This window comes from Sinomicrobium endophyticum (genome assembly GCF_052983315.1).
In genome coordinates this window covers 57257-82244 of sequence record NZ_JBRKIS010000025.1, presented here as the reverse complement: position 1 = coordinate 82244, position 24988 = coordinate 57257, and the positions used below count along the sequence as shown (strand labels likewise).

Sequence of the window (24988 nt, the reverse complement as noted above, 5' to 3'; positions counted from 1 at the left end):
CATAGAACCTGGAACAGGTAATGCTGTTTAGGGAGGGCCGGGTGTCCGGAAATTCAAATTTCCGGCTTTCGGGAAGCCATATGGCGCACAGGGATTTTCAAATTGTATAAAAAAGAATCTCTCCGGCCGGAAACAATCTATTTTTAACCGAGGAATAATGACCCCTTTTATTCGTACAAAATTGTTACGAATGAATATGTTGTATGGATTTTTAAATGACGGAAAACTATTCCGTCCGCAGATTTTTTTAACCCTGGTCTTATGGATTGGCTTTGGAGTACAAGCCTGGGCGCAGGAAGAAAAAGAGAAGGATTCCACACTATCCGAACTGGTATCCCTGGATGAGGTACTGGTTTCGGCCGTGAGGGTTACCGCCCAGAGCCCGGTGACTTTCAGTAACCTGAATAAAACAGAGATGGCTCCGCGAAACCTGGGGCAGGATATTCCCGTACTTATGAATTACCTGCCTTCGGTAGTGACTACCACCGATGCCGGCGCGGGAGTGGGTTACACCGGTATCCGGGTAAGGGGGAGCGATGCAACCAGGGTAAATGTTACCATCAATGGTATCCCGTATAACGATTCGGAATCGCACGGAACTTTCTGGGTGAATATGCCCGATTTTGCTTCGTCCGTAGAAAACCTGCAATTGCAGCGGGGGGTAGGGACTTCTACCAACGGCGCCGGAGCGTTTGGCGCCAGCCTGAACATGCTTACCGATGTGATTTCCGAGGAAGCCAGCGGGGAGATATCCAATTCCTATGGTAGTTTTAATACCAGGAAACATACGGTGAAGTTCAGCACGGGAAAACTTAACGACCATTTTGAAATGGCAGGACGCCTTTCCGTAATACGTTCGGATGGGTATATAGACAGGGCTTCGTCCGATCTGAAGTCCTATTTTCTGCAAGGCGCCTATGTTAGCGATAACACCCTTATCAAAGCACTGGTATTCGGTGGTCACCAGATCACATACCAGGCGTGGAACGGTATAGATGCAGAAACCCTTAAGGACAACAGAACGTATAACTCTGCCGGGGAATATACGGATGCCGAAGGAAATGTCCGTTTCTATGACAATGAAGTCGATGACTATGCACAGGACCATGTCCAGCTGCATTGGAACCAGAAGTTATCGGGTAACTGGAGTACCAACCTCGCATTTCACTATACGTACGGAAGAGGGTATTTTGAACAATACCGGGAGGATGATTCCTTTTCCGGTTACGGATTAACGCCCATTATTTCGGAGAATGACACTATAAACAGCACGGACCTTATTCGCCGCAGGTGGCTGGATAATGATTTTTACGGGACTACCTTTTCCGCGCATTATGAAGAGGATAATATAGACTTTATTGTCGGGGGTGCGTGGAACAAATACGAAGGAGATCATTTCGGGGAGATCATCTGGGCACGCTTCGCTTCCCAAAGCGACATCCGCGACAGGTACTATGATGATTTTTCCAAAAAAACAGATTTCAATGTTTTTGCAAAAGCCAATTATCAACTCGGCGAACACTGGAGCCTTTTCGGAGATGTGCAGTACAGGACTATCCGGTATGAAGCCAACGGGGAAGATACGGGTTTGGTAGACGATACGTTTAATTTCTTTAATCCCAAGGCGGGAATTACCTATACGCTTAACCCGAACCACAACTTTTATTTTTCCTATGGCAGAGCAGGGCGGGAACCTAACAGGAATGATTATGAGAACGGAAACCCCCGGCCGGAATACCTGAACGATTTTGAACTGGGATGGCGTTATCTGTCCGGTAAAGTCAAACTCAATATAAATGCGTATTATATGCGATATAAAGATCAGCTGGTACTTACCGGCGAACTCAACGACGTGGGAGCCCCTGTCCGGGAGAACAGCGGGGACAGCTATCGCCTGGGACTGGAAGCCGATGCTACCGTATTCCTGTCCGATAAGTGGGTATTAAGGCCCAATGTGGCATGGAGCGATAACAGGAATATAGATTTCGTATTCCGTCGCGACGGGGAATTGCAACACCTGGGGAATACCAATATCGCTTTTTCTCCGAAAGTTATAGCCGGAAACATGCTGACATTCCTTCCCGTAGATAATCTGCAACTTTCATTTCTTTCCAAATATGTAGGAGAGCAGTATATGGGGAATATTGATGCCGAAGGCTCTAAACTGGATGATTATTTTGTGAATGATTTTAATATACAGTACGAAATAAAAACCAACACTATCTTCAAATCAATTATTCTGAATGGCCTGGTGAATAATATTTTTGACGTCAAATACGAATCTAACGGTTTCTTTTACACCTATGACAGCGATCGGATTAATCCGGGAAGCATAACCACAGTAGAAGGGGCCGGTTATTATCCGCAGGCCGGTATCAATTTCCTGGTAGGGGCTACGCTGAAGTTTTAGAAAGTATTATCTGGAAGGAGCCCCTTTGCTGCGCTACCCATGACGCATTTTTGTAAAAAAATTGAATTTCAAACACATAAACAACTGTCAGGTTGAGCGTAGTCGAGACCTCTTTTAGACATCATTCGGGCTTAAAAACCCCTCGATTTTAGTTTATCCTGAGCACAGCCGAAGGGCTCGGGCCGACAGATACGTCATTATTAATTTATGCGGTTGCCAAAACGTTACTTCCCGGGGTGACACGGGATCGGTTCCTTCCAGACAATACCCTTTCTTAATTGTTATACACCCTCACGGTACTCCCGCTTACCTGGGTCTGGTAGAACAACAGGTCGTAGGTTCTGTCTTCCGTATCCGGTCTGTTCAGCATTTGCCCGTTAAAAAGGTTGTATTCGTAGTCTTCGCAGGGGCATATACAATTGGTACCTCCTTTTATGGTCATGGTAGAACAATCGTTTGGGGAATGGTTCGGGCAACTGGCTTCCCAGGCGTAGAAACCACCACCGGTGTTTATCACGAAAATACCTTTGATCCCCACAGCTTCGTTGCCGATGTAAACGGAATTTCCGGGTGTATTCAGGCTGTTATACAGCGGGAGGTTCATATTTATATCAAAACTGAACTCGTTTTCCAGAAGATAAGGGTTTCTATCCTTTGAATTATCACTACAGGAACAGATAAAAAATAAAAGAAAAAGAACGGTTGCGAACATTTTTGTTTTCACGGATACGGGTTTTAGTCGTTTTTGCTATACGTATGTAAAGGTAAAGAGTTTAAGTTAAAAAACGTTTCGGCTACCTTAGTATTGTTATTGGTGCGGAATTAAAATTATCCAAAAATTTGTATATTTGCTTAAATCCTCTCCCGAAGGGGATTTTTTGTATTTAAACGATGAAGTTATGAGTAACGTATCTTATTACACGGCAGAAGGACTAAAGAAGTTAAGGGACGAGTTGGATCACCTTAAGAGTGTGGAAAGACCGAAAGCATCCCAGGCCATAGCAGATGCGAGGGATAAAGGAGATTTGTCCGAGAATGCAGAGTACGATGCAGCAAAGGAGGCACAGGGCCTGTTGGAAATGAAAATCTCGAAAATGGAAGAAGTCGTGGCCAATGCCAGGCTTATAGACGAATCTCAGTTGGATACTTCCAAAGTACTGGTGCTGTCGACGGTTAAAATAAAGAACCTGAATAACGGTATGGAAATGAAGTATAAACTGGTAGCTGAGAGTGAAGCAGATCTCAAGACCGGGAAAATATCCGTAAATTCCCCCATAGGGAAAGGACTTTTAGGTAAAAAGGTAGGAGACACTGCCGAGATACAGGTGCCTAACGGTACGCTGAAGTTAGAGGTTCTGGAGATTACCAGGGAGTAAACTTTTCCACAGAAAAAATAAATCCTTTTTTGATGCGTTCGGAAAAGGATTTTTTATTTTTAGGACACCGTTGTAAACTGGCCCATGAGCCAATTCGATAATTGGTCCATTATGCTGCAATTGACACATTAAAAATTTTACTATGGCAACCATTTTTACCAAGATCATTAACGGGGAAATACCCTGTTATAAAATAGCCGAGGACGAGAACTATTTTGCTTTCCTGGATATTAATCCCAATGCAAAAGGGCATACGCTCTGCGTCCCCAAAAAAGAAACGGATAGAATTTTTGACCTGGACGAAGAAACATACACCGGTCTTATGGCTTTTTCCCGAAAGGTAGCCCTGGCGCTGGAAAAAGCAGTTTCCTGTAAACGTGTGGGTATTGCTGTAGTTGGCCTTGAAGTACCTCATGTGCATGTGCACCTTATCCCCCTTAACGAAATGAAGGAAATGACCTTTCAGTACAAGGTGTCCATGGAGAGAGAAGAATTTGAGGCTATAGCATCAAAGATCAGGGAGCAGTTGTAATTCCCTGGCCATACCCGGTGTAGTGGAGCATGGCAAAAATTCCTGTTACAATGACTATCAAAAGCAGGATAAGGATAAAAGACAACCTGGATAACCGGAAAGATGTTCTGTTTGGAATGACGGTTTTGGTGTAATATTCCATAACACGTTCTATATCGTCTGTCCATTTTACCGGGTAAATTACAGAATTACATTTATTACAACAAAGCGTGTTGGAAACTTCACCGGTAACCTTTTTAAACCATCGGTTTTCTATATGCTTTTGATAGAAAGTAAGCGTAAGCCCGGTGTCCGTATAACATTCGGGGCAGTTATTCGAAAGAGATGCTTCTTTGATGGCAATAAGTTTTTCACTTGAAGACATGGTCTGTTAGGTGTTTATTGAACTCGTTTAAACTTTTTCGCTTCAATCAAAAAAGTTTAAACGAGTTCATTGTGATTGGATCTTTTTATGTAACGTTAAAAAATGACTTTTAGCGTAATTTGCATGGTTGTCCCCTTGCCTAAATCCGAATGCAATACCTTTACTTTCCCTTCATGATAATCCTCTATAATACGCTGTACCAGTGATAATCCCAATCCCCAGCCCCTTTTTTTTGTGGTAAATCCGGGAGAAAAAATGGTTTTGTAATAATTTTTCGGTATACCCTTGCCCGTATCCGTGACCAGCAGGTTTACATGCTTCCCCGAACTTTTAATTTCAATTCTCAGGTCCCCTTTTCCCTTCATGGCATCGATGGCATTTTTTACCAGGTTCTCTATGGTCCAGCTAAATAACTGCGCGTTTATTTTGACCATGATCGGGTGATCCGGGGCTATTAATTCAAAAGAAACGAGTTTGGAAGTCCTCCCTCTGAGATAGTCAAACGCATTTCGGGTTTCTTCTACAATATCCAGCGGGGTTAGTACCGGAACAGAACCTATTTTGGAGAAACGGTCTGTAATGGTCTGTAATCTCATTATATCCTTTTCTATCTCCACAATTATAGACGGATCCGTGTCCTGTGTTTTCAGTATCTCCGCCCATCCCACCAGGGAAGATAGCGGTGTGCCGATCTGATGTGCGGTTTCCTTGGCCATTCCGGCCCAGAGCCTGTTCTGGTCCGATATTTTCGAGGTTCTGTAGAACATCAGGATCACTGCAATAAAGAGCAGGATAATAAGCGTAAGCGCAATGGGATAATATTTAAGCTTTGTAAGCACGTCGGAATTTCCGTAGTATAACGTAGCTAGATTTTCATTTTTATAGCTGATTTCTAGCGGTTCGTTTTCCCTGGCAAATTCCCGTATTTTCCTCTGGATCATTTCCGGGTCCTCAATAACCTTTCCACTCATGTTTCCGGGAGTGATAATGCCGTTTACATTGACCAGTATCATAGGAGTACTGGAATTGTTGGTGAGGACTTTAAGAGGCAATTCTCCCAGGTCTTTGTCCAGGTCCGAAGTCTGCAGGAGTTCGGCCTGTGCCGCAGCCCATATTTTCATTTTAATGCGCTCCTCTTCTTTAAAACGCTGAAAAAAAACATAGGTGTTCCACAAAATGAGGGAAACCACTAATACGGACATGCTTATGAGGATCCACTTGGCTATGCTTTTTTGTTTGACAGAGGTCATGGGCAATTCGGATAACTTCAATAAATATAAAGTAAAAGCTGCAAATTTATTGTTTAAGTAGTACAAAGATTTTATATATCTATAGGTTTAATTACTTTTGTGTTTATAAAACGAGGTATGTATTCCATAGAGCCCAAAGATGTTTCCACGGCAAAATTTCACGGATTGCTACTTGGTGCAGTGGCTCCCAGGCCTATAGCGTTTGCCAGTACCGTAGATGCGGAAGGGAACCCTAATTTGTCTCCCTTCAGTTTTTTTAATGTGTTCGGTTCCAATCCGCCGGTCCTTATTTTTTCTCCGAGCAGGAGGGTGCGCGACAACACCACCAAGCATACCCTGGAAAATGCCTGGGCTACCGAAGAAGTGGTGATCAATGTAGTGAATTATGCTATGGTACAACAGGCATCATTGTCCAGTACCGAATATCCGGAAGGGGTCAATGAGTTTGTAAAAGCAGGACTTACCATGCTTCCTTCCGATCTGGTAAAACCGTTCCGGGTAGCCGAATCTCCCGCACAGTTTGAGTGCAGGGTAAAAGAGATCGTGGAGCTTGGCAAAGAAGGAGGTGCCGGAAACCTTATTATATGCGAAGTGCTGAAAATGCATGTCCATGAAGCGGTAATGAACGATGAAGGACAGATAGACCAGCATAAAATTGATTTGGTGGCACGGGCAGGAGGAAACTATTATTCCAGGGCAAGAGATGGTTTCTTTGAGATACCGAAACCTCTGGCAACCCTCGGTATAGGTGTAGACCAGGTTCCGGAAACTATCCGGAAAAGCAAAGTGCTTACCGGCAATGACCTCGGTATGCTGGGCAACGTAGAACAACTGCCTTCCACAGAAGAGATAGAGGACTTTGTGAGGGATTCGGTGGAAATAAAAGGGCTGTTGAGTTCGGATGACGAAAACAAGATACACAAAAAGGCACAGAAATATTTAAAAGAAAACGACGTACAATCGGCCTGGAAACTCTTGCTGGCCGAACGGAAGGAAAATATAGAACAGCACGTTCCTAAAAAGTAAACAGATACGTAATACAGGTGAAACAACGATAAAAGAGAGTTTAATTATGGAAGTTCAAGGAAGAATCAAGCTTATTGACGAAACGAAATCTTATGGTAGTAACGGGTTCAGAAAGCGTGAAGTGGTGGTAACTACAGAAGAACAATACCCGCAACATATCCTGGTAGAATTTGTTCAGGACAAATGCGATCTGCTCAATAGTTTTCAGGTGGGGCAAGAGGTAAAAATAGGAATTAACCTTAGAGGAAGAGAATGGGTAAACCCGCAAGGAGAAACCAAATATTTCAATTCTATCCAGGGATGGCGTATAGAAAACGTACAGGCCGAACAGCCATCTCCCGGAATGCCCCAGGTGCCGCCGGCCGATGCATTTGAGCCTGCCAATGATTTTAATGAAGAAGAACACGACGACCTGCCTTTTTAACCGGAGGTAGCCGTATATCGTAATACTAAATCCCGGGCTTGCAAGCCCGGGATTTGGTGTTTTATAGTGCAACGGACCATTAGACACAGTATACAGAAAGTAGATAAAGGGCAACCAAAGCCAATCTGTTGTCTTTGCGTATTGGATATTGCCATTATTGTGGTGAGCGTAAGATATGATTAGTCTTTCAGAAGTTCATGTATTCCGCCGGAGGCTTCTACCAGGTTTTCAAAAAGTTCCATTTCATCATGGGGTAAAAGCTGTATGGCAAGCTCCAGGGTTTGCTGAATATTAACGTTTGGTTGCGGGATTTGTGGCGAAAAAATAGCAGCGCAGACTTACGGACAAATAAAAAGTCCCGACAGGTTGTATCGGGACTTAATGTTGTGGTTTTAGGTTTTGCCTTTGTGACAAACTCAAAAAGCAATGATGAAAAATAAATGCTCACAAAGACATGACAAATATGAATAAAAAATTTGTAAAATCAAAAAGGTTTTTATTTTTTTAACGAATAAAAATAGTGTAGAAGTGTTTTCCTATGTTTTTTCTGGATAAAAAAATAGTTTTTCCCCCGGTTTCCCTGGCATCCGAGGACGGTTTCATTGCCATTGGCGGCGACCTTTCGGCGGAACGTCTCATGCTGGCATACCGGAGCGGTATTTTTCCCTGGTTCGATAAGGATGGCCCCATATTGTGGTGGAGTCCCGATCCGAGGATGGTGCTTTTTCCGGAGGAATTAAAAGTGTCCAAAAGTATGCGGAAAATACTGGACAGGGAGGTTTTTACCGTTACCTTTAATCAGGATTTTCGTTCCGTTATCCGGGCTTGCGCCGAAATAAAACGAACGGGGCAGGACGATACGTGGATAACCGACGATATGATAGAGGCATATTGCCATTTACATACCCTTGGGCATGCAAAATCCGTAGAAGTATGGCAGGGAAAAACACTGGCAGGGGGGCTTTATGGTATAGACCTGGGGAATGTATTTTGTGGAGAGAGCATGTTTTCCAGGAAGAGTAATGCCTCCAAAGCGGGTTTTATTACCCTGGTAGAAAAACTGAAAAAGGAAAAATATAAGCTTTTGGATTGCCAGGTATATACATCGCATCTTGCCAGCCTGGGAGCAAGGGAAATAACCAGGGGTGCCTTTATGCAAATCCTGGAAAACAATAACAGCGAAGGTTAAATCCCGGACTTCTTTCGATCCGTGCCGCAAAGCAGGCACAAAGAAACAGGATATTAAAAACAAATGGGAGTCAAATACTTATTTTTCCGTTAAAAGTTTATTTGGAAGTTCTCCTTCTTCTATATCTGTTGCACTTCGGGATAACGGAAACAATGCACCTCATGGTCGTTAACCATTCCTGTAGCCTGCATATGAGCGTAGATTACCGTAGATCCTACAAATTTAAAGCCGCGTTTCTTCATGTCTTTACTGATCTGGTCCGAGAGCGGGGTGTTGGCAGGGGCATGGCGATAGTCGGGAAGTTTGTTCCGGATCGGTTTCCCTTCCGTAAAACCCCATATATAATTGCTGAAGCTGCCAAACTCTTGCTGCACTTTTATAAAGGCCAGGGCATTGCTTACCGTGGCACGTATCTTTAATTTGTTGCGTATAATCCCTTCGTTTGTCAAAAGTTCCAGGATTTTGTCTTCCTTGTAATTCGCTATCTTCCGGTAATCAAAGTTATCCAGTGCCTTTCTGAAATTTTCGCGTTTGCGCAGAATCGTTATCCAGCTCAGTCCCGCCTGGAAAGTTTCCAGGATCAGGAATTCAAATAAAGTGGCATCGTCATATACGGGCATTCCCCATTCCTCATCGTGATATTTTTCGTAAAGCGGATCTCCCACGCACCAACCACATCGATGTTTTTCCATAATATAAGGGTTTATGCTAAGATATGTATTCCGGTAAAAAGTAAAAAGCTTTTGTTTGCCGTATAAACCAGCAGTGTGCAAGAGATCGTTTTATTTGTATACCCGCTAAAAACGCCTTTTTGTATGTATTGTGTTGATATACAACAAAAGTAATTGAAGTTTTTTTCCGTGTTTTTTTAAATATTTGGGATGATATGGTTTGAATTTTATAATTTTTGGTTTGAATATGGAAACCCGTCAACTTCCTTTCCGGGATATCTTTGAAGTACAAATCTAAAACATATAACATGAATTACAGAACACTTGGAAAAACAGGAGAAAAACTGTCTGCTATCGGGCTCGGTTGTATGGGAATGAGTTTTGCTTACGGTCCCCGAGATGACAAACAATCTGTGGAAACACTGAAACACGCCCTGGATATCGGTGTGAATTTCTGGGATACGGCAGATATGTACGGTATGGGGCATAACGAAACGCTTATATCTGAAGTACTGGCGCCGCACCGGGATAAGATATTCATAGCCACAAAATTCGGCTTTCGTCAAAAAGAAAACAGCACCGGATTCAGCGGTACGCCCGGAACGTATTTTGACGGCAGCCCGGAGTATGTGAAACAAGCGTGCGAGGCTAGTTTAAAAAGGTTGAATATAGAAACTATAGACCTCTACTACAGCCACCGTGTAGACCCGAATGTGCCCATAGAGGAAACCGTAGGCGCTATGGCCGACCTGGTTAAGGAAGGAAAAGTGCGCTACCTGGGACTCTCTGAGGCTTCCGCCGCTTCCCTGAAAAAAGCCTTTGCCGAACATCCCATCACGGCGCTGCAAAGTGAATATTCACTCTTTACACGCGATCTGGAAAAGGATATCCTGCCGGTTTGCCGGGAACTGGGAATTACCCTGGTGCCGTATAGTCCGCTCGGAAGGGGAATGCTCACCGGGACTTTAAAAGATATCCCGGCAGGAGAAGAAGATTACAGGAAAAACCTGCCCCGTTTCCAGGAAGAAAGCTTTATGCATAACAAAAAACTGGTAGATAAACTGGGAGAAATAGCAAAAGGCAAAAACTGTACGCCGGCACAACTGGCCATAGCATGGTTGCTTCACCAGGGAGAAGATATTATCCCGATCCCTGGCACCAAGAAGGTCAAATACCTCGAAGAAAATGCTGCCGCGGCAGATGTGACATTTTCGGAAGAAGAGCTCAGAGCCGTTACGGAGCTTTCCGATAACATAAAGGTGTTGGGTGACCGCTATGCCGAAGGCGCAATGAAACTGGTGAACAATTAATGTTTTGACAGATAGCGGTTTTTGTTGGAAAAAGGCTTCGAGGTGAAAACAGGGGTGTCCTAACAGGCATCCGCATGGATACTTTCTCATAAACAGTATATGTACGGCTTTTCCCGCCGTAATAAACGGGATGGATAAATTACAGGAATGCTACATTAATAAGTTCATTTAAACACAAAAACCTTTAATGAAGATACTGATTATAGGAGCCAACGGCACTATAGGAAAAAAAATTACAGAAACCCTTTCGGGAAAACACGAGATCATTACGGCAGGACGAAACAGCGGAGATGTCCGTGTGGATATTACCTCCAAAAAATCCATACAGCAAATGTACGAGGAAATAAAATCCCTTGATGCCTGCATATGTACGGCGGCTTCGGGAGCGATGGATAATTTCAGTACCCTGACGGAAATGGACCTGCTCATCAATATGAAGGGCAAATTGCTGGGGCAAGTAAACATGGTACTTACCGGACAACACTACTTGAACGACAACGGCTGTTTTATCCTCACTTCCGGGATTTTTGCCGACAGGCCAGCCAAAGGAGTAACCGGTGGAGGACTGATAAGCGGCGCCCTGCACAGTTTTGTGCTGTCCGCAGCAATAGAACTGGAAAGAGGTCTCCGGGTCAATGTGGTAAGTCCCGGAATGGTGGAGGATTCTGCAAAGGATTTCGGTCATCTCTTTCCGGGCTTAAAACCCGTAAGCATGGAAAAGATTGCGAATGCCTATGTAAACGCTATTGAAAATAATAACACCGGGGAGGTCCTCCGGGTTTATGAATAACACTAAACCTACAAAACAATGACACATACCAGTTCATCCGTAACAACATCCGATATCCGCGAAGAAGCTTTGCGGACGGAATTTGCCATGCTCGTCACTTTTCACGCCAAACCCGAATACCGGGAAGCACTGGAAAAACTGCTCCGGGAAGACGTGGTACAGGCACGGAACGAAGAGGGTAACCTCTCCATGCACCTGTATCGCGCCAGGGAAAATCCGGATGTGTATTTCCTGTTCGAACGCTGGAAGAACCAGGAGGCCCTCGATGCTCATTTCGAAAAACCCTATACCAAAGCGGTCCTGGAACTTGGCGAAAAAGCGTTGACCGCTCCCATGGACATTTTGTTCCTGAACGATCTTGCCCCCATATCCCCGGTACATTACGGGAGGGCGCCCCGGGATCCGCAGGAAGCAACAGATCTTTTTGTGATATTTAATGTGAAAGAAGGCGAACAGGAAAGGTTTATACGACAATTCGGGTATTCCGCTCAAAACAGTCGCCCCGAACCCGGTTGCGTAGCTTTCCACATCCATTCCGTGAAAGACGCCCCGAAAACATTTGTGCTCTACGAACGGTGGGAAAGCAGGGCGGACCTGGACACCCATTTCGAACAACCATATACCACGGAACTGTTTGCGCTGTTTGAAGAGATTCTTGAGAAACCCGTAGAAGAAAGCCTTCATTTTGTTACCTTGGTGGTTTAATGTACTATGACAACAGAACAAAATAAAGCCATAGTTATCCGTTTCAACAAGGAGGTAATAGAAGACAGGGCCGGGGCTGTAAAGGATCTGAATGATTTGGTGACACCAATGAGAAGATCATATTGCAGGGCAGTACTATTTCTGCTTACAGGGTGCCTGGCGTATATTGCAGGCTGTACTACCGCCGAAAAGACGGAAGCTACGGAAAGTACAATAGTTCGGGATAACAACGAAGAATACCCGGATTACCTGTACCAGTATTCCATTATCGATGCCCTGCTAGCCGGGGTATACGACGGGGACCTGTCCGTTGGTGAACTGCGGAAAAAAGGAAGTATCGGGGTAGGTGGATTTAATGGTATGGACGGAGAATTGTATATGAACGAGGGGAAAGTGTATAAAATACGTTACGACGGAAGCGTACATAGAGTGCCGGATTCGGATAAGATACCCGTAGCTTTTGTAAAACATTTTCAGGCAGATACCACATTTACCCTGGAGCAAAAAGGGATGGATTATGAGGAGTTCAAGTCCCGTTTACAATCGGTACTGAACCGCAACGAAATGTATGCTATCCGTATATCCGGTGTTTTTCCCGAAGTGCTGGCCAGGGCCCCGGCCCCCGGAAAAAAGCCTTATCCGCCGCTGACAGAACATCTGAAGGAACACCAATACGAGTTCAATTTGGAACATACCGAAGGAACAGGAGTCGGGTTTTGTCTTCCTGCCTATATGGGCAGGGTGAATGTTCCCGGTTTTCACCTGCATTATCTTTCGGGAGATGAGACCTCGGGCGGACATGTACTCGATTTTGTTGCCGACAGCCTTTATGTAGAAATAGACAAGGCTTCCGGGTTTGTGGTGCAATCTCCCGGTGATGAGGAATTTCTCCGGGCCAACCTGCAGAAAGACCGGAAAAAGGAAATAGAGGAAATAGAATAAAACGTAATTCGGTTCATCTCTCTATATTCCGGTTCATGTTTGTTTAGCTACAATTCATGGAAATCAGCTTGTGAGTTGAAGTGTGAGACATCAACTTGCCGGGAAAAACCATGAAAACAACCATTTTCTCTCTCATTTTTATATTCCTGGTTTCCGTTGTCTCCGCACAATCCGTAAGCCAAACCGTAAAAGGCAGGATTATGGACAGGCAAACCGAAATGCCATTGATGGGAGCAACGATAGAAGTGCTTACGGTCAGTCCCGTGCTGGGGGTGGTGACCGATATGGATGGATATTTTCGTATTGAAGGTGTGCCGCTCGGAAGACATGATATCCGGATCAGTTATATGGGGTATACTTCCGCTACCATACCTAGCGTAAGGGTAACGGCAGGTAAGGAAGTAGTGATGAATTCTTCCCTGGAAGAGTCGATCGTACAAATGGACGAAGTTGTAGTAACTTCCGGAGAACAAAAAGGAAGGCCCCGTAACGAAATGGCGGCAGTCAGTGCCAGGTCATTTTCCCTGGAGGAAGTTACCCGTTTTTCCGGCGCGGCCAATGACGCATCGCGGATGGCGGCCAATTATGCCGGGGTGAATATCAATAACGATTCCAGGAATGACCTGGTGATCCGGGGAAATTCTCCTATAGGGGTGCTGTGGCGACTGGAAGGCATCCCGATTCCCAATCCGAATCATTTTTCTACCCTGGGAACTACAGGAGGGCCTGTAAGTGCGCTTAACACCAACCTGTTGTCCAATTCCGATTTTTTGACAGGCGCTTTCCCGGCAGAATACGGCAATGCCAATGCCGGGGTATTCGATATACGCTTCCGCAATGGTAACCGGGACCGCCTGGAAGCCACAGCGCAGTTGGCAGCCTTCAGCGGACTGGAAGCCATGATAGAAGGTCCGTTGTTCAAAAAGAACGGGGGGTCTTTTGTGGTTTCTTACCGGCAGAGTTTTGTGGAACTGGCCCAGAATATGGGGCTTGAAGTAGGTACGACGGCAAATCCCAATTATAATGACCTTTCCTTTAAAGTAGATACCGGGTACGGTAAATTCGGACGCTTTACGCTCTTTGGTATAGGAGGTACCAGTGATGTCTTTTTCGATGCCGACGACGTGGAAGAAGACGATTTCTTTGCCAATCAGAATGAAGATGCCGATGTGGACTCCCGTCTGGGGGTGATAGGACTGAATCATCATTTTGCCTTTAGCGAGAACACTTATTTAAAGACCAGCCTTGCAGTGTCGGGTACCGGTACCCAGGTAAGTATTGACCAGGTGAATGATGACGGAAGCAGGACCCTGTCCGAAGAGGTCGATGATAACAATACCAGGTATACCTTTTCTACCTATGTCAACAGTAAGTTTAGTGCAAAGCATACCTTTCGGGGTGGAGTTGTAGCGGAGTTGTATGCCCTGGATACCTATGCCTGGGATACGGAGAACGGGCAACAACGGACATTGCGTGATTTTGATGGTACTATGGCATTGTACCAGGCCTATGTACAGTCCAGGTATAAGTTTAACGATCGCTGGGAACTGAATACGGGAGTTCATATGCAGTACCTTAATGAAAATGAGGATTTTGTTGTAGAGCCGAGATTGTCCCTGAAATGGCGTTTCCGTCCCAACCAGTCTTTTACTGCCGGTTTCGGGGTGCATCACCAGATGCTGCCTCTGCCCGTTTACCTTCTCGAATCCGTGGATGATGAAGGGCAAAGTGTACAGTCCAATACAGACCTGGGTTTTTTACAAAGCCTGCATTATGTACTGGGTTATGACCTGCAATTGTCCGCCGATTGGCGCGTGAAAGCGGAAGTATATTACCAGGACCTTCGCAAGGTGCCGGTAGATCCTTTTTCCAGCAGCTTTTCCCTGTTGAATGTAGGCGACGATTTTGGTTTTCCGGACAATGATTATCTGGTCAACGAAGGATCAGGGAGGAACTATGGGGTGGAACTGACCCTGGAAAAATTCTTTTCAAAAGGATACTATGGCCTGTTTACAGGTTCCTGGTATGATTCCGGTTACGAAGGAAGCGACGGGATAAGTAGAAATACCGCGTTTAACAATAGGTATATCCTTAATTTTCTGGCCGGTAAGGAATTTTTGGTGGGAAAAGGTAAAAGAAATATTTTTAATGTTGACATGAAGTTCACCACCGCCGGGGGCCGGTATTATACACCGATAGACCTGGAGGGGAGTATGGCAGCCGGCAGGGAGGTTAAATTCGATGAGATAGCCTATTCCGAAAGGTTTTCCCCTTATTTAAGGCTGGATATAAAAGTGGGTTTTCAGTGGAACAGTAAAAAAGGTAAACTTTCCCAGCAATTCTACCTGGATTTCCAGAACATTACCAATCGCGACAACATCTTTTTACAACGGTATAACGAATCTTCCGGGACCATAAATACCCTGTACCAAAGAGGTTTTTTTCCGGATATTCTCTACAGGATACAGTTTTAAAGCACAGTAAAATGAACCAAAAACAGGTATTTGTGAAAGAGACTTCTCTGTCCGTTGTCGAAATATTTGTGACCAATGTCGGGGAAGAGACCATAGCAGAAGAGTGTGTAGAGGTGTTGTCCTGTCATTTTCCGGAACACCGGATAAATTTTGACCTGGAAGACAAAGACAAAATACTTCGCATGGAAGGGCCGCCGCCGGATGTGAAGATGGTCATTGCAGTACTGGCCATTCTGAAGGTGCAGAGCGAATTATTTCCGGATGAAGAATAGCAAAACTTACGTAACGGGAACACAGAATACAATCCGGGAAACTTGTTAACTTTGTGTTGCCCGTACATTAGTGAAGATGTATGCAGATTGCTGTAAAAATGTTTAAAAGATCCAAGTCTATTATGGGATTCGATGACCGGTGGATGCTCCTTTTGGGCATTCCCCTGGTAAGTGCAATTGTCATAGGGTTGGTCTTCGGGGATGTCCTTGCTGAAAAAGGAATAGGGGTCTGGATATACTATTACCCGGGTTCACTGGTCAATACCACGATATTCTGGTTTGTATTTCGCTTTTTAATGTTACAGTGCATGCGGCAATGGCCCAGGCAGGAACAGATCGTTCAACGGGTGATGATCCAGATCGTGCTGGTGTTACTTACCTATGTATCAGTCAAGTGGATATTAAAATATACGCTAAACCCGTTTATCCAGAATATGACAGGAATAGAAAAAAACCATTCCGTCAAGGAAACCATGATCGTACTGCTTTTGGTTTTTCTGATCACTACGGTTTACGAAGCCATCCGGTTTTACAGCCTGTTACAACGTTCCCAGACAGAGAAGGCGCAACTGGCCAAAGACAATATGCAGTCGCAATTAGAAGGGTTAAAAAACCAGGTAAACCCGCACTTTCTGTTCAACAGCCTGAATACACTGGCACATCTGATCCCGGAGGACACCTCCAGGGCGGAAGCATTTGTGAAAAAGATATCGGAAGTTTACAGGTATATTCTGGAAATCAGGGACGAACCTTTAATTCCGTTGGAAGAAGAGCTGGAATTTTTGCAATCTTATATTCATCTGATCAAGGAGCGTTTCGGGGATAATTTTCAGGTAGACATTCAGGTGGATGAGGTGTATAGAAAATATCATATCGTTCCGTTGGCGCTTCAGATACTGTTTGAAAATGCCATAAAACATAACGAGATCTCCACCAGGCATCCCCTGCGTATAAAAGTAGGGGTAGATGAGGCGGGACAGCTTTTCGTGCAAAATAATTTACAGCGGAAAAAACAGGAGGAGACCTCTACGGGGATTGGCCTGAAGAATATAGAGAACAGGTACCGGATCATAACGGGAAAACCTGTGGACATTCTGGTAAGTACAACCTCTTTTGTCGTTTTTCTTCCGTTGATAGACATCATGCCCGAAAGATGACCCATATTGACAATTAAAACCGAACCATGTGAAAGTACTGATCATAGAAGATGAAAAACCAGCGGCAGAAAGGCTGATTAAACTGGTGGCCATCCTTCGGAAGGATATGGAGGTAGCAGATGTTATAGATTCCGTGGATTCGGCTGTCGTATGGCTTCGGGAATTTGGTATGCCGGGGCTTATTTTTATGGATATACAACTGGCGGACGGACTTTGCTTTGATATCTTCAGGAAAGTAAAGGTCCGTGCCCCGGTTATATTTACAACGGCTTTTGACCAGTACGCGCTCCGGGCTTTTGAGGTAAACAGTGTGGATTATCTGTTAAAGCCCATAGATACCGAAGCATTGAAGCGGGCTCTGGACAAGTACAACGACCTGCGAACGATTTTTCCCTTGCTTCCGGAAGATACTGTTTCCATGCTGCAACAGGCATTACAGTCGCCCCGTTATCGGGAGCGTTTCCTGGTAAAACAAGGCAGTGCCCTTCAATATATACCCGTTAGGAATATCGCTTATTTCTATGCCGAAGAAGGCGTTAATTTTATCCGTCATAAAGAAGGGGACAGGTGTGTTATAGATCTGAACCTCGAAGAGATAGAACGCCGGATAAATCCGCGGGATTTCTTTCGTGTAAACCGCAAGATGATCGTATGTGTGGAGTCTATCCGCTCCATTGAGAATTACTTCAACGGAAGGCTCATCCTGTCCCTGAACCCGAAGTTCGGTACTTCCGTTGTGGTGAGCAGGGATAGGGTCGTGGACTTTAAAGAATGGCTGGGCAAATAGTGTTTTTGAGGATGGTTATGGTTACCGGAATACCGGGTTTGCAGACTTTCTTCCGTATCCGCCTTTTTGAGATGTGGTAATTTATTGGGTTTCAATTGTTATTTATAAAGCAAAAGTTGTATATTTGCGGCGAAGAAAGAGAAAAAACTATTTCGGAGGGGACTTGAGTCCCCTCTTTTTATAAAAATTATTGATGTTAAAGGAAAGAGTTGAAGAGCTTCTTACCGAGGTATTTGCCGAGCACGAGTCCCTTTTTTTAATAGACTTCTCTATTTCGCCCGACAATAAAATTAAGGTAGTTATAGATGGTGATGCCGGTGTTTCTCTCAATGATTGTATATTGGTGAGCAGGCATGTAGAGCACCAGTTGGACAGGGATGAGACGGACTTTTCTCTGGAAGTGACCTCTCCGGGAGCTGCCGAGCCTATAGGGCACCAAAGACAATACAATAAAAACATAGGCAGGAAGCTAAAGGTGAAAACCATATCCGGAGAAACCCTGGAAGGGGATCTGGAAGGAGTTACCGAAGAAGGTATAAAGTTACAGTGGAAACAACGCGAACCTAAGCCGGTAGGCAAAGGAAAGAGAACGGTGACCATAGAAAAAGAGATCCTTTTTTCGGATATTGCCGAGGCTAAAGTGATGATAATATTTTAATTATTAAGTTTTTGACATGGAAAATCTTGCATTGATCGACTCATTTTCTGAGTTTAAAGATGATAAACTCATAGATCGTGTAACGCTGATGGCGATTTTGGAAGAAGTTTTCAGAAATGCGCTGAAGAAAAAATTCGGTTCTGACGATAACTTCGATATCATCATCAACCCCGATAAGGGAGACCTTGAAATATGGAGGAACAGGGTGGTGGTTGCCGATGGTGAAGTAGAGGACCCTAACCAGGAAATCTCATTGACGGCTGCACGAAAGATAGAGCCCGATTTTGAAGTTGGAGAAGATGTTTCCGAAGAAGTAAAGCTGATAGATCTGGGAAGAAGGGCTATTTTAGCGCTGCGTCAAAACCTTATTTCCAAGATACACGAACATGACAATACGACCATTTACAAGCAATTTAAGGACCTGATAGGTGAAATTTATACGGCAGAAGTGCATCATATTCGACATAAAGCCGTTATTTTGCTGGATGATGAGGGAAATGAAATAGTTCTTCCGAAAGAAAAACAGATCCCGTCCGACTTTTTCCGGAAAGGAGAAAACGTAAGAGGGATCATAGAAAACGTGGAGCTGAAAGGGAATAAACCCGCCATAATCATGTCCAGGACGTCTCCGGATTTTTTGGAAAAACTGTTTGAGCAGGAGATCCCCGAAGTGTTTGACGGACTGATTACCATTAAAAAAGTAGTGAGGATACCCGGAGAAAAAGCCAAAGTTGCTGTAGATTCTTATGATGACAGGATTGATCCGGTAGGAGCATGTGTGGGAATGAAAGGGTCCAGGATACACGGTATTGTCCGGGAACTCGGAAACGAAAATATTGATGTAATTAATTTTACCAGCAACCCTCAATTGTTCATCAGCAGGGCGCTTAGCCCGGCCAGGGTAACGTCAATTTCTATAGATGAAGGAACCAAAAGGGCTGAGGTAATACTCAAACCGGAAGAAGTTTCCAAAGCTATAGGAAAAGGAGGGTATAACATCCGGCTTGCAGGCTTCCTTACCGGGTATGAAATAGATGTGTTCCGCGAAGGAGTGGAAGAAGATGTGGAACTTACCGAGTTCTCCGATGAAATAGAAGATTGGATTATCGGCGAATTCAAAAAAATAGGACTGGACACCGCGAGGAGTGTACTTGACGAGGATGTGGAAGACCTTATAAAACGAACCGATCTGGAAGAAGAGACCATTTTGGAGGTAAAACGAATATTGAAAGAAGAATTCGAGGACTAAAAGATTGGAAAAACCACTTATGTGGTTGCATTTTTAAAACTATTTGGTTATACTAAACAAGGTATCCTGGTGTAAAAGCAGAATCGTTTTCCGTTTGAAAAGGTGAAAAGACCATAATAAAGTTCAGAATAAAATTTTAGAGGATTAAAAAAATATTTATGGCTGAAAACGCAACATTGAGGCTTAATAAAGTGCTGAGAGAACTGAACATTTCATTGGACAGGGCAGTGGAACACTTGTCGTCCAGAGGATATGATGTGGAGGCCAGACCCACTACAAAGATATCCAACGAGGTGTACCAGGTTCTTTTGGAAGAGTTTCAGACGGATAAAAGTAAAAAAGTAGCATCCAAAGAGGTAGGAGAAGAAAAGAGAAAAGAAAAGGAAGCTATACGCCAGGAACTCGAACGGGAGCAGGAGATGAAACGAAAAGCCCAGGAACAACAGGAGGTCATTAAGGCGAAAGCCAACCTGTCCGGGCCGAAGACCGTAGGAAAGATAGATCTGGATCCCAAGAAGGCCGAAGAAAATACTACCGAAGAAACGCCGGAGGTGAACGAAACCGCTACTCCCCCGGCAGAAACTACCGGTAATGCACCTGAAGCTCCCGAAATCACGGAGAGTAAGGCAGAAGAAACCGTCACACCAGACGAGAAGAAAGAAACTGTAGAAAAAATTGCTCCGGAAGATACCGGTAAAGTAGAAAAAGAGCAGCAACCCCCTGTAGTTTCCGAAAAAGAAAAGGAAGTAAAACAGGAAAAAGCGGTGGAAAAAGAAAAGCCGGAACCAAAAGAAGAAAAAGAACAGGAACAGGCCCCGGCCCAGACCCAGAAAGTCATTGTACAGGACGAAGAGGTAGAAAGCGAAACGCTTAAAACCAAGTATCAAAAACTTTCCGGCCCTAAAATGACCGGAGAGAAGATAGACCTGACCCAATTTGAGAAGCCTAAGAAAAAGAAACCGGCTGCCCAGGACGGAGATGCTAAGCCAGGGAATAACAACAATGCCAATAATAAGGACAGAAAGCGGAAACGCAAAAGAATAAGTAAGGATAGTCCGGGTGGAAACTTTACTCCGGGTAGTAAACCGGGAGGAAGCAATTTCCGTAAAAAAGGAGTAAGGCCGGGTACTAAACCGGCAGTAAGCAAAGTAGAGCCTACGGACGAAGAAGTGCAGAAGCAAGTGCGGGAAACCCTGGAAAAATTACAGGGGAAATCCAGTAAGTCCAAAGGAGCCAAATACCGAAGAGAGAAACGGGATTTCCACCGTCAGAAATCGGAAGAGGATATAGCACAGCAGGAACTGGACAGTAAGGTGCTCAAAGTTACGGAGTTTGTTACCGTAGCCGAAGTAGCAACCATGATGAACGTTCCTACGACCAAAATTATTTCGGCATGTATGTCACTTGGTATAATGGTTACCATGAACCAGCGTCTGGATGCGGAAACCCTTTCTATCGTAGCGGAAGAATTCGGATATGAAGTAGAGTTTGTAACTGCCGATATAGAAGAGTCTATTGTAGAGCAGGAAGATAATGTAGAGGACCTGAAAGCTAGAGCGCCTATCGTTACGGTGATGGGGCACGTAGACCACGGTAAAACATCGTTGCTGGATTATGTCCGTGAAGAGAATGTTATAGCCGGGGAAAGCGGTGGTATTACACAGCATATCGGAGCCTATGGAGTAAGCCTTCCGGACGGACAAAAAATCACCTTCCTGGATACTCCGGGTCACGAAGCGTTTACCGCGATGCGTGCCAGGGGAGCACAGGTAACCGATCTTGCGATTATAGTGATCGCAGCGGATGACGATGTGATGCCACAAACCAAAGAGGCTATCAGTCACGCCCAGGCAGCAGGGGTGCCCATAATTTTTGCCATAAACAAAGTGGATAAGCCTACGGCTAATCCGGATAAGATAAAAGAACGACTGGCTTCCATGAACCTGTTGGTAGAAGACTGGGGTGGAAAAATACAATCACAGGATATTTCCGCTAAGACAGGGCTCGGGATAACCGAGTTATTGGAAAAAGTGCTGTTGGAGGCAGAAATACTGGAATTAAAAGCCAATCCGGATAAAACGGCTGGCGGAACCGTAGTAGAAGCATTCCTGGATAAAGGACGGGGATATATAGCCACTATCCTGGTGCAGGGAGGAACACTCCGCGTAGGAGATTATGTACTGGCCGGAAAACACAGTGGTAAAGTGAAGGCTATGCACGATGAAAGGGGGAACCTGATCAAAGAGGCTGGACCTTCAACGCCGATATCCATTCTGGGTCTCGACGGAGCGCCGCAGGCGGGAGATAAATTCCATGTGTTTGACGATGAAAAAGAAGCCAAGCAGATTGCTGCCAAACGTACCCAGTTGCAAAGAGAGCAGTCCGTACGTACACAAAGGCATATCACCCTCGATGAGATTGGTCGCCGTATAGCGCTTGGAGACTTTAAGGAACTGAACATTATCCTGAAAGGGGATGTGGACGGTTCGGTAGAAGCCCTGACGGACTCCTTCCAGAAACTCACTACGGATGAGATACAGATCAATATCATCCACAAAGCCGTTGGCCCGATTACAGAATCCGACGTATTGTTGGCTTCGGCTTCCGATGCCATCATCATAGGATTTAATGTAAGGCCTATGGGTAATGCCCGTTCCATAGCAGACAAAGAAGAAATAGACATCCGTACATATTCTATTATTTACGATGCTATCAACGATCTGAAAGATGCGATGGAAGGCATGTTGTCTCCGGAAATGAAAGAAGAGATAACCGGTACGGCCGAGATAAGAGAAACCTTCAAGATATCCAAGGTAGGAACTATTGCCGGGTGTATGGTTACCGATGGTAAGATATACAGGAGCTCCAGTATCCGCCTGATACGTGACGGTGTGGTTATTTTTACAGGTGAACTTTCTTCCCTGAAACGATTTAAAGATGATATGAAAGAAGTGTCCAAAGGTTATGACTGCGGTATGCAAGTGAAGAACTACAACGACATCAAAGAAGGAGATATCATAGAAGCGTTCCGGGAAGTGGAAGTGAAGAAGAAGTTGAAGTAAAATTTTCTCATAATATAAAAAACGCCCTGTTCCGGAAAAGATCAGGGCGTTTTTGTTTTTAATCCCGGAAATTACTGTAAAAAACATTCCTGAATAAAGGGCAGGTTTAAAAACCGGCTATTTTCCTGTTCTGGATAAAATGTGCATGTAATTCCCGGACCCCTTTCCTGTAGGTAAGATACGGTATGCCCTGTGCCTGGTGGTTCATTTTACTGATTTTATACATGTATGTAATATGCCGGGCCAGTTCCTTCCAGGCAAATACGAGCGAATGGCCGGGATCGTAAATATGCGTGGGTTCGCTCATGGCCCCGTTGAGTTCCACAACCATAAAGTTCTTTCCCTTTTCCAGTTCTTCGACGGAGTTGAACATAAGATCCAGTCTTCCGTAATAAAATCCCTGTATTTGTGTACACATGTTGTCTATGACCTCGCAGATAGCATCGTTCACTATATGACTGCAATCCGTAAACATGGCTCCCCTGGCATGATTGCCGTAAGGTACCAGTATTCGCTTTTCGTCCTTTGGTAAAATGTGGTCCAGCAGGTCGCCGTATTCTTTGGTAATGGCTTTTAGTTGAAGTTGATGCCTGGGTGTTTGCTGAAGCAGGGTTTTGATGGTGGATATGCCATCTCCGGTGACCGTAAGTAATTCCTTGGAGACGATTCCCGTAATCCGCCCTTTCTTTTCTCCGGGGAGCCTTATATAAAAAACACCGATCTCCCTGGGAAGGGTAATAAACTCCTGGATAAGATAATCAAAACCTGCCTGCCTGTTGTAAGCTTGCAACTCTGTTTCGGAATGTATTTTTTTTACCGCATTTCCCCGAAGCCCGATATCCGGTTTTGCGATAAGGGGGTAATTCAGTCCCCGGTTTTTCCGGATTTTATCCAGGTCTGAGTCCGGGGTGTTTTCTGCTACAAATGCGGTTTTTGCATAGAATTGTTGGGGGATCAGGCTGTATATATTGCGTTTGGACCCCATGACAAAACCACCGTTTCGGATAGATGGGTTTACGGTGTTAAAAAAGAAAAGCGACCCGGAGCGTATGGCATAATACAACCAAAGAATACTGATCGGGGCATAGATAACCTGAAAAGGCCAGTATTCCCAATGGGTGATTTTATGTACGGATAATTTTAAATTCCGGAGAGTCATAATCGAACGCTTAAAAATTCTTTTTCCGGATAGAGTTGCAGGTAATGCATGCAGGTGCTGTCTTTTCCGATAACACTCTGGGTGATGCTGAGGGTTCTGAGCAGATTTCCCCGGTTGATTACCAGTCCCGTTTCTTTATCGTCTTTTTCCGTGTATTGATGAAAATCACGCAATTTTTCCGGGGTGAGTTCTTCATGTTGTGTTGTAAAGCGGTGAAACCATTGCTCACGCTGCTGTTGTTTCGCTTTTGTGTACAGGGTGGAAGAAGACAGTATATGCAGTTTTTCCGCTTCCAATGCGATGGTCTCTTTTGCGGTACCGTCCCAACGCAGGAGAAACAGATCGGGAGTTGAAAACAGCAGAATAGTAAAAGGTTCTATGTTGTGCAGGTTTATCGTAGTCCAGTGTTTTACCGGTGAATCTGCGCCTATGATCTCCAGTAAAATCAATCCCCTGCTTTTTCTGTAATTACCTTTTGGAATGTGTTTTTCCCTGGCGCCATTGAGTAATATGGCTGTTGTTCCGTTTGTATCTGTTGCAAACCAGCTTCCCCCGTAAAGACTGTCCTTTGGGAATACGACTTTTTTGTGGTTGATGATGTGAATTTCAGGTGGAAAGGCAATAGGTCTTACCGTGCTTTCGTCTCTGTTGGATGTCAGGATCACCTGCGCTCCGGTATTTACAAAACTTACTGTGCACATTGTTTTTTACGATATTCGATAGTCGAAGGGGCTATTCCGAAGGTATTGCTTACACATATCCTGTTCAATTTCAGGACAGCTACGCGTATCAGGGCCTGATGGTGAATAGTATGCTCAAGATTATAGAGCAGTTCCCGGAGATAATTGCTTTGTATATGTATGTGAAGCCCGTTAAAAGTCTGTTCCAGGAGCAATGGTCTGTCCGATTTCTTCATCAAACTTCCGATACTTTTAATATGCTCCAGGGCTACAGGGATTTCTGTTTCTATATGGGGGTCCCGCTGCCTGCTGTCATAGTTTACTTTTCCGGTATCATAGTTGTGAATAAGGCAAAGGAAAAATTCAATAATATGACGATAATGCTGTCCTATGGTGGCTCCGTTGAGCTCCTGGCACGGGGCATTGTACTCTGCCCGGGTAAGTTGCTCCGCCAGGATAGTCAGTTCGTCAAGAGTTGATTTTAAGGAATCGAAAAGCATA

General features: G+C 44.6%; 24 protein-coding genes. 17 read left to right on the top strand and 7 right to left on the bottom strand.

All coding sequences use genetic code 11. From position 1 onward, the window contains the following. Positions 1 to 190 precede the first annotated feature (190 nt). Positions 191 to 2410 carry a TonB-dependent receptor gene (locus tag ACVBDU_RS09030; protein ID WP_447179422.1) on the top strand — a complete coding sequence of 740 codons (2220 nt, stop codon included), beginning with the start codon at positions 191 to 193 and terminating at the stop codon, positions 2408 to 2410. Between the two features lie 274 nt (positions 2411 to 2684). Here the strand turns inward: ACVBDU_RS09030 and ACVBDU_RS09025 are convergent, their stop codons facing one another. Further along, complete coding sequence (locus tag ACVBDU_RS09025; protein ID WP_447179421.1) at positions 2685 to 3134, bottom strand: Rieske (2Fe-2S) protein; 450 nt, start codon at positions 3132 to 3134, stop codon at positions 2685 to 2687. 175 nt (positions 3135 to 3309) lie between these two features. Here ACVBDU_RS09025 and greA point away from each other — a divergent pair, with 175 nt between their 5' ends. Both greA and ACVBDU_RS09015 read left to right on the top strand, forming a co-directional pair. Next, on the top strand, positions 3310 to 3786 hold the full coding sequence (greA, locus tag ACVBDU_RS09020; RefSeq protein ID WP_447179420.1) for a transcription elongation factor GreA: 477 nt from the start codon (positions 3310 to 3312) through the stop codon (positions 3784 to 3786). Positions 3787 to 3928: 142 nt separating this feature from the next. Further along, positions 3929 to 4318, top strand: coding sequence for an HIT family protein (locus tag ACVBDU_RS09015; protein ID WP_447179419.1), 390 nt, complete (start codon positions 3929 to 3931; stop codon positions 4316 to 4318). On the opposite strand, the gene ACVBDU_RS09010 is transcribed toward ACVBDU_RS09015, so the two are convergent. After that, complete coding sequence (locus ACVBDU_RS09010) at positions 4302 to 4682, bottom strand: hypothetical protein (protein WP_447179418.1); 381 nt, start codon at positions 4680 to 4682, stop codon at positions 4302 to 4304. The two genes, ACVBDU_RS09015 and ACVBDU_RS09010, sit on opposite strands and share 17 nt — an antisense overlap. A gap of 95 nt (positions 4683 to 4777) precedes the next feature. Continuing rightward, the gene (locus ACVBDU_RS09005) at positions 4778 to 5932 is read right to left on the bottom strand and encodes a sensor histidine kinase (RefSeq protein WP_447179417.1); all 1155 of its coding nucleotides are present in this window, start codon (positions 5930 to 5932) and stop codon (positions 4778 to 4780) included. A gap of 117 nt (positions 5933 to 6049) precedes the next feature. Between ACVBDU_RS09005 and ACVBDU_RS09000 the strand changes: the two genes are divergently transcribed. The 3 genes from ACVBDU_RS09000 (at position 6050) to aat (ending at position 8571) form a co-directional block, all read left to right on the top strand. Further along, on the top strand, positions 6050 to 6958 hold the full coding sequence (locus ACVBDU_RS09000; RefSeq protein WP_447179416.1) for a flavin reductase family protein: 909 nt from the start codon (positions 6050 to 6052) through the stop codon (positions 6956 to 6958). Between the two features lie 46 nt (positions 6959 to 7004). Continuing rightward, positions 7005 to 7382, top strand: a complete 378-nt coding sequence (locus ACVBDU_RS08995; protein ID WP_447179415.1) for a DUF3127 domain-containing protein — start codon at positions 7005 to 7007, stop codon at positions 7380 to 7382. 538 nt (positions 7383 to 7920) lie between these two features. Then, entirely contained in the window at positions 7921 to 8571 is a 651-nt protein-coding gene (aat, locus tag ACVBDU_RS08990; protein WP_447179414.1) for a leucyl/phenylalanyl-tRNA--protein transferase, read from the top strand. A 119-nt stretch (positions 8572 to 8690) separates the two neighbouring features. On the opposite strand, the gene ACVBDU_RS08985 is transcribed toward aat, so the two are convergent. Then, positions 8691 to 9263 (bottom strand): DNA-3-methyladenine glycosylase I, encoded by a 573-nt coding sequence (locus ACVBDU_RS08985; RefSeq protein WP_447179413.1) that lies wholly within the window; start codon positions 9261 to 9263, stop codon positions 8691 to 8693. 287 nt (positions 9264 to 9550) lie between these two features. Here ACVBDU_RS08985 and ACVBDU_RS08980 point away from each other — a divergent pair, with 287 nt between their 5' ends. From ACVBDU_RS08980 to infB, 11 genes are all read left to right on the top strand, one after another. Next, complete coding sequence (locus ACVBDU_RS08980; protein WP_447179412.1) at positions 9551 to 10552, top strand: aldo/keto reductase; 1002 nt, start codon at positions 9551 to 9553, stop codon at positions 10550 to 10552. 187 nt (positions 10553 to 10739) lie between these two features. Then, entirely contained in the window at positions 10740 to 11342 is a 603-nt protein-coding gene (locus ACVBDU_RS08975) for a short chain dehydrogenase (RefSeq protein ID WP_447179411.1), read from the top strand. Positions 11343 to 11360: 18 nt separating this feature from the next. Next, complete coding sequence (locus ACVBDU_RS08970; RefSeq protein WP_447179410.1) at positions 11361 to 12047, top strand: putative quinol monooxygenase; 687 nt, start codon at positions 11361 to 11363, stop codon at positions 12045 to 12047. 6 nt (positions 12048 to 12053) lie between these two features. Then, the gene (gene budA / locus ACVBDU_RS08965) at positions 12054 to 12989 is read left to right on the top strand and encodes an acetolactate decarboxylase (protein ID WP_447179409.1); all 936 of its coding nucleotides are present in this window, start codon (positions 12054 to 12056) and stop codon (positions 12987 to 12989) included. Between the two features lie 110 nt (positions 12990 to 13099). Then, entirely contained in the window at positions 13100 to 15463 is a 2364-nt protein-coding gene (locus ACVBDU_RS08960) for a TonB-dependent receptor (protein WP_447179408.1), read from the top strand. 11 nt (positions 15464 to 15474) lie between these two features. Continuing rightward, positions 15475 to 15735 (top strand): hypothetical protein, encoded by a 261-nt coding sequence (locus ACVBDU_RS08955; protein ID WP_447179407.1) that lies wholly within the window; start codon positions 15475 to 15477, stop codon positions 15733 to 15735. Between the two features lie 98 nt (positions 15736 to 15833). Beyond that, on the top strand, positions 15834 to 16892 hold the full coding sequence (locus ACVBDU_RS08950) for a sensor histidine kinase (RefSeq protein WP_447179406.1): 1059 nt from the start codon (positions 15834 to 15836) through the stop codon (positions 16890 to 16892). Positions 16893 to 16920: 28 nt separating this feature from the next. Next, positions 16921 to 17679: a LytR/AlgR family response regulator transcription factor gene (locus ACVBDU_RS08945; RefSeq protein WP_447179405.1), complete on the top strand. Its 759-nt coding sequence runs from the start codon at positions 16921 to 16923 to the stop codon at positions 17677 to 17679. A 193-nt stretch (positions 17680 to 17872) separates the two neighbouring features. After that, positions 17873 to 18337, top strand: a complete 465-nt coding sequence (gene rimP, locus ACVBDU_RS08940; protein WP_447179404.1) for a ribosome assembly cofactor RimP — start codon at positions 17873 to 17875, stop codon at positions 18335 to 18337. Positions 18338 to 18353: 16 nt separating this feature from the next. Further along, on the top strand, positions 18354 to 19586 hold the full coding sequence (nusA, locus tag ACVBDU_RS08935) for a transcription termination factor NusA (protein WP_447179403.1): 1233 nt from the start codon (positions 18354 to 18356) through the stop codon (positions 19584 to 19586). A gap of 158 nt (positions 19587 to 19744) precedes the next feature. Continuing rightward, the gene (gene infB, locus ACVBDU_RS08930; RefSeq protein ID WP_447179402.1) at positions 19745 to 22648 is read left to right on the top strand and encodes a translation initiation factor IF-2; all 2904 of its coding nucleotides are present in this window, start codon (positions 19745 to 19747) and stop codon (positions 22646 to 22648) included. A gap of 106 nt (positions 22649 to 22754) precedes the next feature. Here the strand turns inward: infB and ACVBDU_RS08925 are convergent, their stop codons facing one another. Genes ACVBDU_RS08925 through ACVBDU_RS08915 form a run of 3 tightly spaced genes read right to left on the bottom strand, consistent with a single transcriptional unit; the run spans position 22755 to position 24987 of the window. Further along, positions 22755 to 23807: an ATP-grasp domain-containing protein gene (locus ACVBDU_RS08925; RefSeq protein WP_447179401.1), complete on the bottom strand. Its 1053-nt coding sequence runs from the start codon at positions 23805 to 23807 to the stop codon at positions 22755 to 22757. After that, entirely contained in the window at positions 23804 to 24508 is a 705-nt protein-coding gene (locus tag ACVBDU_RS08920) for an NRDE family protein (protein WP_447179400.1), read from the bottom strand. The genes ACVBDU_RS08925 and ACVBDU_RS08920 overlap by 4 nt, the downstream gene beginning before the upstream one ends. Beyond that, positions 24496 to 24987 (bottom strand): DinB family protein, encoded by a 492-nt coding sequence (locus ACVBDU_RS08915; RefSeq protein WP_447179399.1) that lies wholly within the window; start codon positions 24985 to 24987, stop codon positions 24496 to 24498. Before ACVBDU_RS08915 ends, ACVBDU_RS08920 begins: the two co-directional genes overlap by 13 nt. Position 24988: the final 1 nt, after the last annotated feature.